The sequence below is a fragment of the Advenella incenata genome, from assembly GCF_004217095.1.
GTDB classification, from domain to species: Bacteria; Pseudomonadota; Gammaproteobacteria; order Burkholderiales; family Burkholderiaceae_B; genus Advenella; species Advenella incenata.
This window is the reverse complement of sequence record NZ_SHKO01000003.1, coordinates 31,203-45,845: the sequence shown is the minus strand read 5'-3', so window position 1 is coordinate 45,845 and position 14,643 is coordinate 31,203. Positions and strand designations below refer to the sequence as shown.

General features: G+C 56.8%; 9 protein-coding genes and 1 tRNA gene. 3 read left to right on the top strand and 7 right to left on the bottom strand.

Going from position 1 to position 14,643, the window contains the following annotated elements; all coding sequences use genetic code 11:
* Window positions 1-186 precede the first annotated feature (186 nt).
* The 3 genes from EV681_RS16410 to EV681_RS16400 form a co-directional block, all read right to left on the bottom strand.
* Window positions 187-262 (bottom strand) — tRNA-Lys (locus tag EV681_RS16410).
* Window positions 263-369: 107 nt separating this feature from the next.
* Entirely contained in the window at window positions 370-2,595 is a 2,226-nt protein-coding gene (locus EV681_RS16405; RefSeq protein ID WP_423191222.1) for a glycoside hydrolase family 31 protein, read from the bottom strand.
* 131 nt (window positions 2,596-2,726) lie between these two features.
* Complete coding sequence (locus EV681_RS16400) at window positions 2,727-4,703, bottom strand: FAD-dependent oxidoreductase (RefSeq protein ID WP_130304663.1); 1,977 nt, start codon at window positions 4,701-4,703, stop codon at window positions 2,727-2,729.
* A 209-nt stretch (window positions 4,704-4,912) separates the two neighbouring features.
* On the opposite strand from EV681_RS16400, the gene EV681_RS16395 reads away from it, so the two are divergent.
* Window positions 4,913-5,764, top strand: a complete 852-nt coding sequence (locus EV681_RS16395; RefSeq protein WP_128395057.1) for an inositol monophosphatase family protein — start codon at window positions 4,913-4,915, stop codon at window positions 5,762-5,764.
* A gap of 20 nt (window positions 5,765-5,784) precedes the next feature.
* Complete coding sequence (gene mgtE, locus EV681_RS16390; RefSeq protein WP_128395058.1) at window positions 5,785-7,266, top strand: magnesium transporter; 1,482 nt, start codon at window positions 5,785-5,787, stop codon at window positions 7,264-7,266.
* Between the two features lie 248 nt (window positions 7,267-7,514).
* Here mgtE and secA read toward each other — a convergent pair whose 3' ends face one another.
* On the bottom strand, window positions 7,515-10,265 hold the full coding sequence (gene secA, locus EV681_RS16385) for a preprotein translocase subunit SecA (RefSeq protein WP_128395059.1): 2,751 nt from the start codon (window positions 10,263-10,265) through the stop codon (window positions 7,515-7,517).
* A gap of 83 nt (window positions 10,266-10,348) precedes the next feature.
* Window positions 10,349-11,389 carry a M23 family metallopeptidase gene (locus tag EV681_RS16380; RefSeq protein ID WP_128395060.1) on the bottom strand — a complete coding sequence of 347 codons (1,041 nt, stop codon included), beginning with the start codon at window positions 11,387-11,389 and terminating at the stop codon, window positions 10,349-10,351.
* 131 nt (window positions 11,390-11,520) lie between these two features.
* On the opposite strand from EV681_RS16380, the gene EV681_RS16375 reads away from it, so the two are divergent.
* Window positions 11,521-11,952, top strand: coding sequence for a DciA family protein (locus tag EV681_RS16375; protein ID WP_165393096.1), 432 nt, complete (start codon window positions 11,521-11,523; stop codon window positions 11,950-11,952).
* Here EV681_RS16375 and lpxC read toward each other — a convergent pair.
* Both lpxC and ftsZ read right to left on the bottom strand, forming a co-directional pair.
* The gene (gene lpxC / locus EV681_RS16370) at window positions 11,931-12,854 is read right to left on the bottom strand and encodes a UDP-3-O-acyl-N-acetylglucosamine deacetylase (RefSeq protein ID WP_130304661.1); all 924 of its coding nucleotides are present in this window, start codon (window positions 12,852-12,854) and stop codon (window positions 11,931-11,933) included. The two genes, EV681_RS16375 and lpxC, sit on opposite strands and share 22 nt — an antisense overlap.
* Before the next feature lie 492 nt (window positions 12,855-13,346).
* On the bottom strand, window positions 13,347-14,567 hold the full coding sequence (gene ftsZ / locus EV681_RS16365; RefSeq protein WP_128395062.1) for a cell division protein FtsZ: 1,221 nt from the start codon (window positions 14,565-14,567) through the stop codon (window positions 13,347-13,349).
* Window positions 14,568-14,643 lie beyond the last annotated feature (76 nt).

Below are 14,643 nucleotides of genomic sequence, written 5' to 3'. Positions count from 1 at the left end.
AATTGACCACTGCGCAGATCGTCGTTGACCAGCCATTGCTGGCGGCTATTCGTTATACAAGGCAGAAAGTGGAGCTGCGGACAAGCCGCGATCGGGGGCTGCAGCACGTTGTAGAGTCGGAAAATAAAAAAGCCGCTACTCTATTTCTAGGCTAGCGGCTAAGATATTCTTTCTACAAGATTTTCCTGGTGGGCTGGGCGAGACTCGAACTCGCGACCAATGGATTAAAAGTCCACTGCTCTACCGACTGAGCTACCAGCCCAGGAAAGAAAAAGATTATGAAGGAATTCGAACCTGCTGTCAATACTATTTGCATAATTGCGACAAAGAAATTACTTTTTTTCTTTGTCGCAACGGGCACAACTACTTTTACCGCTCGCGCGAGATACGCACTTCTGCGCCGCGACGTTTCACTTCAAGGCCATCAGACTGAAGAATCTTCAGTCCTTCCAGACCTTTGATATAACTGGAGCCTTGCATCTGCATGACGCGAATCTTGTTGCGCATGACAACCGGATTATGCATGGGCATGCCGAACATCCAGACTTCGTCCAGAATGCGCGCAGAGTTGAACTCACCCATATGCCGCAGCACGGGCCCCAGACACAGCATATGGCCTTCACGACCAAAGACTGGTACTGAGTCCAGCCCACACTCAACCGTGAGCACCTGCCCGCCCTCATAGCGTTGGTTCAGGTTCAGATCCCACCAGGCATCGCCTTCGGGCAGATAAACATTCACTGACGAACCCGGCTGCAGCACCGGCGCCACAAGCAGCGCAGGACCCAGCATGTATTGCTGGTCCCAGGCACGCGCCTTGGCATCGTCCGGATACGCCAGCGCCATCATCCGCTGTACCGGCAGGCCGGTGCGTACGGAATCTTCAATGACGCCATTAATATACGGGATCAGGCGATAGCGCAGTTCAAGCAATGTCCGGATCTTGGTCTGCATGTCTTCCGGATAGGCACTGGGCAATAATGCCGGCGCGGCCTGAAAGGCAAACCCGGCAGAAAATACGCAAAGGCCCAGCATGCGCAGATACAACGTCGCATCCAGCGGGGTATCGCCATCCAGTTGCTCGGGGTTACCCAGATCATGCGTGACCGCGATCACGCCGCTGGCCTGAATCGACAGCGCCTGGCGCAACCACTGCGTCAGTCCGTCCCAGTCATTGGCCGATGCCGGCGTTTTTTGCCAGGCCACGCGCTGCACGGCCATAATCAGATCTGCAGACGGCACGACGCCTTCTGTCGGTGTCTTGTTCATGGAAACCGCATCGAACAGCGCACGACGCAGCAACAGCGGATACAGCTCTCTGAGCAACGCGCCGGATTCGCCATTGCGCGCACTGACCGCATCGGGAATCTCTACCGGAAACGAACTGTGGAAGGCGCCAACGCCTTCGTCCACCAGTTGATGATGCCGCTCCACCCAAAACGCATAAGCATCCTTGTAGGTCAGGTCCAGCAGGCCAAACGGCGCATTGCCGTTTTCCGGTACACCGTCAAAGACAAAGGCATTGCCATCATCGCCGGTCAGCAGCCAGCCGCGATCTTCCAGATCGTCGAACAGGACCGATTCGCGCGGTACGCCTGGAAAGGACGGCACACAGATTTCAAAAAACTTTTCGCGCAACGCGCCAAGCGTGCGGCGTGCATCGTCCATACGACTATCATCCCACTCCAGCACCAGCTTGTCCGCCTGGAACTGCACCATGGAAGGCTGGGCAAAATCGAGCACGTCCAATGCAAACTGGGACTGTCGCAGCGCCTCGGCCTGCGCAATAAAGTCTGGCGTAGACTGGCCCGTCTGCTGCTTGAGCCATGCACCCATGGCCCACAACGGCGGCTGGCCGGCACGACCGGTTAGCGCGGAATACTGATTGAAAATTTCGGGCACATCGCCGGCAAACAGAAACAGGTCAAAGACCGGACCATCAATAAAAATCTGATAGGTACCCGGATTATCTTCTGTGCCCGGATCGTGCATGACCCGTTCAAGCGAGTTCGCGTAAACGCCCCAGCCCTTGGGATTCCAGGCCAGCGGCAAATAACGGAAGTCGTTCAAGTCCGATACAATTTCCACGCCGCGGCGGTTGAAGTCGCCTGCGGTTTCACCAAGCCCGAAAACCGGTTCGTTTTCCGGCAGATCGAACATGACCGACCAATGGGCAGGCTGTCCGGCTTCGGACTCCATGACCAGCGGCGTTTCAAAGCCATCATCGCTGCGCAAAATACATGAATCGCCACGGAACAGCGAAATGGTCAGCGGACTGTTGCAGATCACCAGAGAGACGTCGCCCTGGGTGAAACGCCAGCCGGACTCATCGATCAGCGACTCGGTAAGCATGTCGCCGATGCACTCTTCACGAGCGACGGTCAATGCCTGGCGCTGTTTTTGGCGCGGGGTTTGTTTTTCTTCGGAGAGCCTGTCGGGCAACCCTGCCAGGATTCTGAATACGCCCGGGCCATGAGCCTCGACACGCAATAATAAATCAGTGTCCGTAGAAAACTCGGCATGCGTTGCATGAGCGGACTTGAATACAAGACGATCAAATTGAATCACGTGAGTTCTTTTCAGTGAGGGGAAAATACCGGAGCATGGAAACGGGCAAGAGATTCCCTAAAAACGCTTATTCTGACTCATTTAGCACACAAAATAAAATCAATTTCGTGTTTTGGCTAAAAAACAAAGCGGATGCGGCCGTTTTTCAGGCGATTTTTTCAGCGCGGCGCCACCGCATGCAGCAAATCGCGCTCCAGCGGAACCGGTTCTGCGTTGAGCATGGCGGCAATGACATCGCCGGCCAACGCCGACCAAGTCAGACCATGGGAGGCGTAGCCGCAGGCCAGCCACAGGCCGGGCGCATGGCGTATTGGGCCAAATGCAGGCAACCGACCCCGGATGACCGCCCGGCTGCCGGCCCAGCCAGCAAAAACCGGGGCATCGCTATGTTGCACTGCCTGCGCACGGGCTGGCGTTGCATCACCCCCCTCTCCGCTGCTTGCATCGCCCGCCTCACCGGACGAGGCCAAGGGCGGCCATCCGGCAATGGGTGCGCACCCCGCCATTGCATCGACCACCGGCTGCAAGACGGCTGGCCCCAGCGCCGGCGCCAGTTTACTCACGATTTGCTGCTGGCCGCTACGGGTACATCCCTGACCGGCCGGTTCCCGTTCGTAGGTGCTGCCCAGCACACACTGTCCCTGCACTGGCGGCAGAAAATAGCCTTCTGCGCCAATCACACTGACCGGCACCTGCGGCAACATGGCCGCCGGCACGTGCATGACTTGTCCGGCCAGCGTATCCATGGACATGATCGCCGGCATGATCGACTGCCTGCGTCCTGAACGCAGGGTATGCTGATCCAGACCGCTTGCGGCCAACAGTGCCGGCGTGTGGGCGGCGGCCGCCAGGATAACGGTATCGCATTCGGCCAGGACCACGGGTTCACCGTTCTGATGAGATCGCAGTTGCCAACCTTGCGCCCCTTTATGCAGTGAATCGACCTGCTGCCCATGACAGACAATATTGGAATGGGATAGCAGCTTGCTGATCAAATTCGGGGGAGAAACCGTCATGCCTTTGGCAAAGTACGCGCCATGCCGGGCAACGCCCACGCCGGCGCACGCGGCGGCCTGGGGCTGCGCGATCAGACTGACCCACCCGTCGGGATAGGCCATAGCGTGCACAGCCTGCAACAGGTCGCGCGCATGCCCTTTGCTGCGCGCCAGCTCCAGCGTGCCACTACGCGAGACGATAATATCGGCGTCAAAGTCCGCCCAGCGCTGATGGGCGCGATACACGCCGGCCCGACTCAAGCGCGCCTTGAAATTATCATCTACGGAAATAAGCGGCGTGAGGGCAGCGGCAAGATGGCCTGCCTGCGGTCCTGACTGATCACAGGCCAGTGCCGGGTCGGTCACGTGCACATGCCAGCCGCGCAATGCCAGCGCATAGGCCACCCCCGCGCCGGCGAGACTGCCACCCACCACCCAGGCCGTGCGAGCCGAGGCAAGCGGCGGCTTGGCCGGTTTATGCAGCCGCGCCAGCAGCACTTGCCATGGCCGAGCCAATGGATGCAAAGCCAGGGCCCGCGAGCCCTTGCTTGTGATCGCCTGCTGCAGTTGCTCCAACACCGGCTGTGGTGCCACCATGGCCAGATCGGGCCCGGCAATACGCAACACACTGTCGGCAAAGTGAGCAATGTCGGCGACCCGGCTGGTCGATTCCACCAACACCAGGTCCACAACAGCAACCAACTGCGAGAAGGTCTGCCCGACCGCCCCAATCAGGCGTGTCACCGTGAGCCGGTACGTCGGCGCATCAAACCGATGCACGCCGGGCAGCAACGGCACGCCGGCATCATCAGAGGCCGCCAGCAGCGTATCCAGGACTATACGTGGGTCATCGCAGTTTGCTGCGAGCGGGCGCTGCTGCGCCAGGGCAGACGCCGATGTACCATCAGCCGCAACTGTCGTGCCTGACGAGGCGATCGCGGCAGCTTCAAAAAATACCAGATGCAACTGTGCCTGAGCCGGCGCGTGGCGTTGCCAGTGCGCCAGCAAGCTCGCCGCAATGTGAGCGCCATCAGCGGCCAGCACCAGGGCAGTATAGGTGTTCTCCTGCTGCATGCTTTTTTGCAGATGCACCATCGCCTGTTCCAGCACCGCACTGAATTTGTCCAGCGCACCTTCCATTAACCCTCTCCCTACCACTACTTAACAGACAGGCGCACCCGTGGCGGCCAGCATTGAGCCACCTTGCATCTCCGTCGCGCCATTTACATAAAGAATACCCGGTTTTGCCGCAATGCGAACCCGGGCAAAGGTATTCATTTTATAATCTTCCGATTATCGGGATTTATCCCGGCTGCTGTTCCGATTCAAATCCAGACGGAGTATCACGCATGTCTTCTTCCCTCATCGACTTCGGTATTGCACTTGATGCCGGCATCAAGGCAGCCCATGCGGGAGCCTCGGTACTGCAGGCCTATTCGCATCGCCGATCCGACCTGATCATCGATCACAAAGCCAGGAATGATCTGGTCTCCCAGGCCGATAAAGAAGCAGAACAGGCCATTCTGGACACTTTCGCCCAGTTGACTCCCCACTTTGGCATTGTTGCCGAAGAAACCGGCGGCAAGCCCGAAGGCGTTGCCACCTGGTATATCGATCCATTGGACGGCACAACCAATTATCTGCATGGCATTCCGCACTATGCCGTCTCGCTCGGGCTTATTGCCCACGCCGGCACGGTCCTGCCTCAGGCAACCGAACCGCTGAGCCGCGATACCCCGGTCGTTGCGATTGTGTACGACCCCAACCGCGAAGAGTTGTTTACGGCTGTGGCAGGCGCAGGCGCCTGGCTTAACGGCCAGCGCATTTCCTGCTCCAAAACAGCCACGCTGGCCGACTCACTGCTGGCAACGGGCTTTCCCTTCCGCGACTTTTCCTTCGAAGACCAATACACGCCGATCTTTGACACGGCGATTCACTCCACGCGCGGCCTGCGCCGCAACGGAGCCGCGGCACTGGATCTGGCCTGGGTCGCCTGCGGGCGCTTCGATGGTTATTTTGAAATGGGCCTGGCGCCGTGGGACGTCGCCGCCGGCGCCCTGCTGGTACGCGAAGCACACGGGCACGCAGAGGATATGTACGGCAAAGACCCCTGGCCCATCAACGGGTATGTGGTCGCCGCAGGCGACGGTCTGTTTCCGGCGCTCTCGGCCATGATTACCCCTCATCTCAAACCGCGATAGCCTAACCGGCAGTTACAGTCATGGCGCAACAAAATCAGCAACCGTCCGAAGCCGTCCTGGTCCATGTGCCGCGCAGACTCGACACCGAGGATGCGCAGCTTGCGCTCGAGCGCATTCAGGAACTGCTGAAAAAGCACGCCATTGTCGAACAGTTGGTGCATCGCCAGGAAGCCGGCGATGAGCAGTCAACGCTGGTTGAGGGCCTGATCCGGCGCCAGCACGAAGCCGAACTGAGCAATACCCTGAATGCCCTGCACCCGGCCGATATCGCATTCATTCTGGAATCGCTGCCCACCGAAGAGCGCCAGCTTATCTGGGGCCTGGTCAATTCCAAGTACGACGGCGACATTTTGCTGGAAGTGGATGACTGGGTCCGGGAGTCGCTGATTGCGTCCATGGATCGGGCCGATCTGCTGGCTGCCACGGAAGACCTGGACGCCGACGAGCTGGCCGACCTGGCCGCCGACCTGCCTCCGGACATTGTGGCAGAGGTACAAAAAGGCCTGACCGATGCCGAACGGGCGCAACTGCTCGAAGCGATGGGCTACCCCGAGGGTACTGTCGGCGCCATCATGGACTTCGAGATGGTCCGGGTGCGCGAGGACGTCACCCTGGAAGTGGTCCTGCGTTATTTGCGCCGCCTTAATGAATTGCCGGATCACACCGACCAGATTTTCGTGGTCGACCGCGGTGATCAGATTCTGGGGGTACTGTCCGTCTCCCGCTTGCTGGTCAGCGATCCAGATACCATCGTGAAAGACGTCATGAATACCGACTACCTTTCACTGGGGCCTGATGACGAAGATCGTGAAGCGGCCAGCGCGTTCGAACGTTACGATCTGGTTTCTGCGCCCGTGGTGGACCAGCAAAACCGGCTGATCGGCCGGCTGACCATTGCCGAAGTGGTGGACGTGATCCGCGAAGACTCGCAGGAACAGGATCTGTCACGCGCTGGTCTGCAGGAAGAGGATATTTTCGCCCCCGTCTCCAGTGCGATCCGCAACCGGGCGCCATGGCTGTTCCTGAACCTGTGCACGGCGTCGGTCGCCTCCTATGTGGCTTCTCAGTTTGAAGAAACCGTAAGCACCATTGTGATCCTGGCTTTTCTGATGTCCATTGTGGCCGGCATTGGCGGCAACTCAGGCAACCAGACAATGACACTTGTCATTCGTGCCCTTGCCATGGGCCGTATTACCTCCAACAACGTGAAGTCGCTGCTGCGACGTGAATTTGTGGTGACATTCCTGGTAGGTATCTCAGGCAGCCTGGTCGCCGCCGCCTTTGCCTGGCTTGTCTCACGCAGCCTGTCCATTGCCGCGGTGATGATGGCGGCACTGGTCTGCAACATGCTGATTGGCGCCATGCTGGGCGTCCTGATCCCATTGACACGGGACCGCTTCGGCAAGGATCCAGCCATGGGGTCTTCGGTGCTGCTTACCTTCGCCACCGATTCGCTTGGCTTCTTTGTCTTTCTGGGTCTGGCAAATCTGTTTCTTATCTAGCATGCGTCAGCTACCGTTATCCGGCACAACGCGCGGCCCCGATTATTCGCGGACATCTTGCATAACAAAAAATCCCTCGCAGTTTTAAGCCGCGAGGGATTTTCATTTACGCATACCATCGGAAGACATGGCTTTTATTTCAGTCGACATCGGCTTGCGCCGTCAATCTTTACCGTCGATCTGTAAACTTGCACCGCCCTGCACTGACACGTCCACGCGCCCTGTGCAGGTTTCCAGTCCGATGTTGATCAGCTCAGTTTACCGTGGCAATGTTTATACTTTTTACCACTGCCACACGGGCACGGATCGTTACGGCCAACTCTGCCCACCATGTTCTTGACGGTGATACCACCGGCAGACACATCGCCCTGTTCATTGATTTCGGCATTGGCCAGCGCTTCATCGTAGTCAGAATGATGAAACTGCATGTTGGACACATGAGACTGCGCGGCATCGGCCTCAGCCTCTTCAACCTGCTCCGGCGACTGAATCTGCACGGTCATGAGCACGCGTGCAGTTTCGTTCCGAATGCGTTCCAGCATGCCGGAGAACAGCTCGAAGGCTTCGCGCTTGTATTCCTGTTTCGGATCTTTTTGCGCATAACCACGCAAATGAATACCCTGACGCAGGTGATCCAGCGAAGACAAATGCTCGCGCCAGAGTGTATCGATGGTTTGCAGCAGGATAGCGCGTTCGAAAGAGACCCATTGTTCCTTGCCGACCAGCGCCACTTTGGCTTCGTAATTCTCGCGAGCCTGTGCCAGCACCGCTTCTACGATATCTTCGTCGCCCATGCTGTCGTTTTTTTCAAGCATATCGATCAGGGGCACGCTGACCTGCCATTCGGCTTCCAGTGCAGTCTGCAACGCAGGAATGTCCCACTGCTCTTCCATGCTTTCTGCCGGCACATACGTGCGCACAAAGTCGGTAATCGCCGCATCGCGCAAGTTGGCCACCAGCGGGCCGGAGTCGGCCTCTTCCAGCACCTCATTGCGCTGACCGTACAGTACTTTGCGCTGGTCGTTGGACACGTCGTCATACTCTAGCAACTGCTTGCGAATGTCGAAGTTACGACCTTCCACCTTGCGCTGCGCCGATTCAATGGAACGCGATACCATCTTGGCTTCTATCGGTTCGCCATCGGTGCCCAGGCGGTCCATAATGGCGCGCACGCGATCACCCGCGAAAATACGCATGAGCGAATCATCCAGCGACAGATAGAAGCGAGATGAACCGGGATCGCCCTGGCGTCCGGCGCGGCCTCGCAATTGATTATCGATACGACGCGATTCGTGTCTTTCGGTACCGATAATGCGCAAGCCGCCGGCCTGCTTGACCTGTTCGTTGACTGGCAGCCATTTTTCACGGATAGCGGCAATACGCTCCTCCTTCTGGGCTGGCGTAAGCGTATCGTCCGCACGCACCAGGGAAATGGCTTTCTCTATGCTGCCACCGAGCACAATATCGGTACCGCGGCCAGCCATGTTGGTCGCAATGGTGATTTTGCCCGGCTTGCCCGCTTCGGCAATAATCTCGGCTTCACGCGCATGCTGCTTGGCGTTGAGCACATCGTGCGGCAGATTTTCTTTTTTCAGCAGCTCGGAGAGAACCTCAGAGTTTTCAATACTCGTAGTACCCACCAGCACCGGCTGATTGCGTTCGTGACAATCGCGCACATCCTTGATGATGGCTGCGAATTTTTCCTGATCGTTCTTGAAAATCTGATCGTTCTGGTCATTTCGCACCATTGGCACGTTGGTCGGAATAATGACCGTTTCCAGACCGTAGATTTCCTGAAATTCGTAGGCTTCGGTATCGGCCGTGCCAGTCATGCCGGCCAGCTTTTTGTACATGCGGAAAAAGTTCTGGAACGTGATCGAAGCCAGGGTCTGGTTCTCGTTCTGGATCGCCACCCCTTCCTTGGCTTCCACAGCCTGATGCAGGCCATCGGACCAGCGGCGCCCCGCCATGAAACGTCCCGTAAATTCATCCACGATCACGATTTCACCGTCATTGACCACATAATGCTGGTCGCGGAAAAACAGATTGTGGGCACGCAATGCCACCATCAGGTGATGCATCAACGTGATATGACGCGGCTCGTACAGCGACTCACCCTGCGGCAGCATGCCCAGGCGGGTCAGAATTTCTTCGGCGTGTTCGTGCCCTGCTTCGGACAGGTAAATTTGCTGGGATTTTTCATCCACCCAGAAATCGCCTTCCGGCTCCGGTTCCTGCGGCTTGGGTTCAGACGCCATGCGCGTGAGCATGGCCGGAACCTGGTTCATCTTGACATACAGTTCGGTATTGTCATCGGCCTGGCCGGAAATGATCAGCGGTGTACGGGCCTCATCGATCAGGATCGAATCGACCTCATCGACAATGGCGTAGGTCAGTTCACGCTGGCGCCGGTCCTCGGCGCGGTATTCCATATTATCGCGCAGATAATCAAAGCCGAATTCGTTATTGGTACCGTAGGTTATATCGGCGCGATATGCAGCGACCTTCTCTGTGCTGTCCTGCTCTGGCACCACCACACCCACCGACAGGCCCAGAAAGTTATACAGTCGACCCATTTGCTGCGCATCACGACGCGCCAGGTAGTCGTTGACCGTGACTACATGCACGCCCTTGCCTGACATGGCGTTCAAATAAACAGGCAACGTACTCATCAGCGTCTTGCCTTCACCCGTGCGCATCTCGGCAATTTTACCGTAATGCAGGGTGATGCCGCCGATCAGCTGCACATCGAAGTGACGCATACCCAGCACCCGACGCGAGGCTTCACGCACAACAGCGAAAGCTTCGGGCAATATGGCGTCCAGATCTCCGTCCTGCTGATAGCGAGCCTTGAATTCCTGGGTTTTCGCGGCCAGCGCTTCATCGGTCAGGGCTTCGACGGTTTTTTCCAGACTATTGATTCTGGTAACCATTTTGCGATACTGCTTCAGAAGGCGATCGTTACGGCTGCCAACAATTTTTTTGAGTAAAGAAATCATTCTGCTTTCAGAGTAATCAGGAAGACTTCAATGGGTGTTCTTCCTGACAGGTTAGTGAGTCATCACGAGAAAATCACGATAGTTTAACGCATACGAGGCCGGGTAGTGATTCCGGAAGGCAATCTGACGTGCTCTTTTGTATCCGTGACGATTTTGCTACTGAGCGCTGCCGCTCCCACCTGCTCTGCCCGTTTAAGCAGACTGTCCGGCGTCGCGCTGGCCACAGCGGTGGACGACGACATCTGACTTAGAAAGGCGATCGGGTCTGTCGGCTCACCGTCGACCCGCACTTCAAAATGCACGTGAGCGCCGGTGGAGCGCCCGGTGCTACCGACCTTGGCGATGACCTGTCTTTTGGCCACCAGATCACCTGCCTTGACCAGCAGCTTTGAGTTGTGCGCATAGCGCGTGACCACGCCCTTGCCATGATCGATGTCTACGACGTTGCCGTAGGCACTCATCCAGCCCGCGGCCACCACGATGCCGGCCGAAGCGGCATAAACGGACGTGCCGGCCGGCGCGGCAAAATCTACCCCACTGTGCAGCATATGACGCCCGGTAACCGGGTTCTTGCGCCAGCCGTAAGTGGATGAAATTCGTGCATTGTTCATGGAAACCGGAATGGCGGTGGGCGTACGCTGCTGCTCTGCGCCTTGCAGTTGCATTGCCAGATCGGCGGTTTTGAGCATATCATCGCCGCGCGATAAGGCCACTTTCAGGCTGTCGAGCTCACGCCCGAGTTCCTCGGCAGACATGACGCTGTCGTTCTCCGGCTCCAGATCTTCCATTGGCTCGTCACTGGCCAGGGCGTTCTGGCTGAGCAGCTTGTGCAATTCCGACGTTTCAGCATCGGCACCGGTACTGACGGCCAGGCGTTCACCCAACCGGGCGATGGTGTCTGCCTTGGCTCGCAACTGCCCGATCTGTGAGGCCATCACATTCAGATTATGATGGATTAAGGCCGCATCACGCAGCGCTTCGGGTGTAGACTCTACAGAAGCGACTTGTTCGTGCATAGGCAGCGATGGCAGCCCAAAATGGCGTTCCAGCAAGGCGCCGGCGGCAACTGCCAGACCCAGGCTGAGCATGGACACGCTAAAGGTCCATACTTTCTTTGTCTTCACAGGAGTGGTATTCTGCGAAGCATGTTGCTCTTCTTTCAATTTCGTACCTGTTTAAAATAATGGCTCTGTTTTACAAAAAAAACGGTGCTTCGCGCCGCGATCGAGGCGAAGGTAAAACGGCCGCAAATTGGTTGGGACATGACACCCGCCGGGGCCGGTTGCTGGAAACAGCAGAACAGTTCAACCTGATACAGGGACTGATTGCACAGGCTCTGCAACTTCCCGTGGGTCATGCGTGTCGCGTGGTCGGGCTGGAAAACGGCACACTGATTATTGCCGTTCCCAGCGCTGCCCACGCAGCAAAAATTCGACAATTGACCACAACTATACATCAGCTGCTGGTCGCAAAAGGGCAACGGGTGGATCAAATCCGCATAAAAATCCAGGCTGGGCTCAAGAGTGCTGCGATCACGGCAACCTCAACACCACCGATCCACATGCCCCCGTTGGGCGAACAAGCGCGTGACGCCTTGCTTGAACTGCAACAAACCACAGACAACCAGCAACTGGCTGAAACACTGGCCCGGATTCTTGAAAAAAATCAGGCCAAACGCCAATCCTGACTCATGGCATCGGCGGCTGCCGCTGCTGAATCGTAGGTAATAATTTCATACGCATCCGGCTGCGACAGCAGCGTACGCGCCAGCTTGTTATTTAATGCATGGCCGGATTTGCAGGCCACATAACGGGCCAGCAACGGATGGCCGATCAGATACAGATCGCCAATGGCGTCCAGAATTTTGTGTTTGACGAATTCGTCATCGTAACGCAGGCCGTCCGAATTCAGGATCCGGAACTCATCCATCACAATGGCGTTATCCAGGCTGCCGCCACGCGCCAGACCGTGGGCGCGCATGGCTTCCACTTCCTGTGCAAAACCAAATGTGCGCGCACGGGCAATTTCCCGGGTATAAGAATCGCGCGCAAAATCTACTTCGGCAAAACTGGCCGTTGAATCAATGGCCGGGTGATGAAAGTTGATGGAAAAGGCCAGGGAGAAGCCCGCATAGGGCTCAAGGCGGGCCCATTTGGCGTTTTCTCCTTCGCCATCCTGCACTTCAATGGTTTTCAGAACGCGCAAAAAGCGCTTGGGCGCATCCTGCTCTTCAATACCAGCCGAGCGCAGCAGGTACACAAAGGTTCCGGCGCTACCGTCCATAATAGGTACTTCTTCAGCATTCAGATCGACGTGGATATTGTCAATGCCCAGGCCGGCCAATGCCGACATCAAGTGTTCTACTGTTGACACGCGCACATCGCCGTTCTGCAGCACCGAAGCCATCCGGGTGTCACCCACTTTGTCCGCAACGGCGGGCAGATCAACGACCTCGGGGGTATCTACCCGGTGGAAAATAATGCCGGTATTGGCTTGGGCAGGCCGTAAAGTGATTTCAACCCTGCGACCTGAATGCATGCCGACGCCGGTGGTTTTCACCAGGTTCTTAATGGTTCTTTGTCGTAGCATCGTATTCTCAACTTACAAAAATGTAACAATATTCATGGGAGCACCCGTAAACGGATGGCGTGGCTGGCCGTTCACTGTCACCAATAAGATGGGAGCAAGCTGCCTGATGACGGAACCAGACACACATGTGGCGCCGTCCTTTGAATGTACAGCAAGCAAAGTGCGACGCGCAGATAGTGGCGGCCTGTAACAAATGTGGCGCCCATACTGCATTGCAGCCGGTTTGTTGCTTGCGCCGGGCTGCTAAAGCCAATTTTCAATACGCAATGTCCGCAGACACGTGTCGTTTCCGAGTATTTTACTCTGATTTGCGCTTAAAAGCCCTTGATTGACAGTACAACTGTTTCAATTGACATCTGAAACCGGGACGGGGCGACAACGACAAAAAAACGACCCCGAAGGGTCGTTTTTGCTAACGGGCGCCATTTCATAGGAGCAAACGGGTCCGGACCGGGCAGCAGCCCGGACGCCGTGTTGGGAAGAAAACGGCGATCAGTCGGCTTGTTTGCGCAGGAATGCCGGAATATCGAAACGCTCGACGCCCGAAGATTCCATTGCACGAACCTGCTGTTCAAATTGCGCCTTGTTAGGCGCAGCGCCGCCACGACCAGAACGAATCACGGTAGGCGGCACAGGTGCACGGCCACCGCTAGGCTGATTCAGGAAGCTGCCGCCGTACAGATCGGTATTGCCACCATGCGTCCCGGTCAATGCTTCAAACTCGACATCGGAACCGTTATTGACTACCAGTTCCGGCTGCTTACGACCCAGACCCGTTGCGACAACGGTCACGCGCAGCTCGTCGGCCATGTCGTCATCGTAAGCGCTACCAACGATAATAGTGGCGTCTTTGGCAGCGTAACTGCTGATGATTTCGTTGATCAGACGGGTTTCGCTCATTTTGAGTGAACGGCTGGCGGTAATGTTGACCAGCAGACCACGCGCACCGTTCAGGTCCACGCCTTCGAGCAGCGGGCAGGCAATCGCGTTTTCTGCAGCGATGCGAGCACGATCCGGACCGGAGGCGACTGCGGTACCCATCATTGCCTGGCCATGTTCGCCCATGATGGTTTTCACGTCTTCGAAGTCGACGTTGATATTACCCTGAACATTAATGATTTCTGCAATACCTGCGCAGGCGTTGTACAGCACGTTGTCGGCTTCCTTGAAGCAGTCGTCCTGGGATGCGTCGTCGCCCATCAGTTCATACAGCTTTTCGTTCAGAACCACGATCAGGGAATGGACGTGTTTGGACAAATCGGCAATGCCTTCTTCGGCAGCGCGCAGTCGTTTGGTTCCTTCGAACGAAAATGGTTTTGTAACGACACCAACGGTGAGGATACCCAATTCCTTGGCCACTTCGGCCACAACAGGACCTGCTCCCGTTCCTGTACCACCACCCATACCGGCGGTAATGAACACCATATTTGCGCCATTGAGCGCGGCGCGAATTTCTTCGCGTGCTGTTTCTGCTGCTGCACGACCCTGTTCAGGTTTGGCGCCTGCGCCCAAACCACTGCGGCCCAGACGGATCTGTACCGGTGCTTCGGTCGCGATCAGCGCCTGCATGTCTGTGTTTGCGCAGATGAAATCCACGCCCTTGAGGCCGGCCCGCATCATGTGTGAAATGGCATTGCCACCTGCACCACCCACGCCAATCACCTTGATTACGGTACCGCTGTTACTGCTATCGTCCAATAATTGAAAGTCCATATTCCCAACTCCTGTATTCCGAAACGTATTAACGAAAAGTGCCACTGCGTTTTTCGGAAACCGTCTCAAAAACAAT

Bases quoted from the DNA above. Each gene is read 5' to 3' on its own strand.
- secA (WP_128395059.1), bottom strand. From the start codon at position 10,265: ATGATTTCTTTACTCAAAAAAATTGTTGGCAGCCGTAACGATCGCCTT.
- mgtE (WP_128395058.1), top strand. From the start codon at position 5,785: ATGGCGCAACAAAATCAGCAACCGTCCGAAGCCGTCCTGGTCCATGTG.
- EV681_RS16395 (WP_128395057.1), top strand. From the start codon at position 4,913: ATGTCTTCTTCCCTCATCGACTTCGGTATTGCACTTGATGCCGGCATC.
- lpxC (WP_130304661.1), bottom strand. From the start codon at position 12,854: ATGCTACGACAAAGAACCATTAAGAACCTGGTGAAAACCACCGGCGTC.
- ftsZ (WP_128395062.1), bottom strand. From the start codon at position 14,567: ATGGACTTTCAATTATTGGACGATAGCAGTAACAGCGGTACCGTAATC.
- EV681_RS16400 (WP_130304663.1), bottom strand. From the start codon at position 4,703: ATGGAAGGTGCGCTGGACAAATTCAGTGCGGTGCTGGAACAGGCGATG.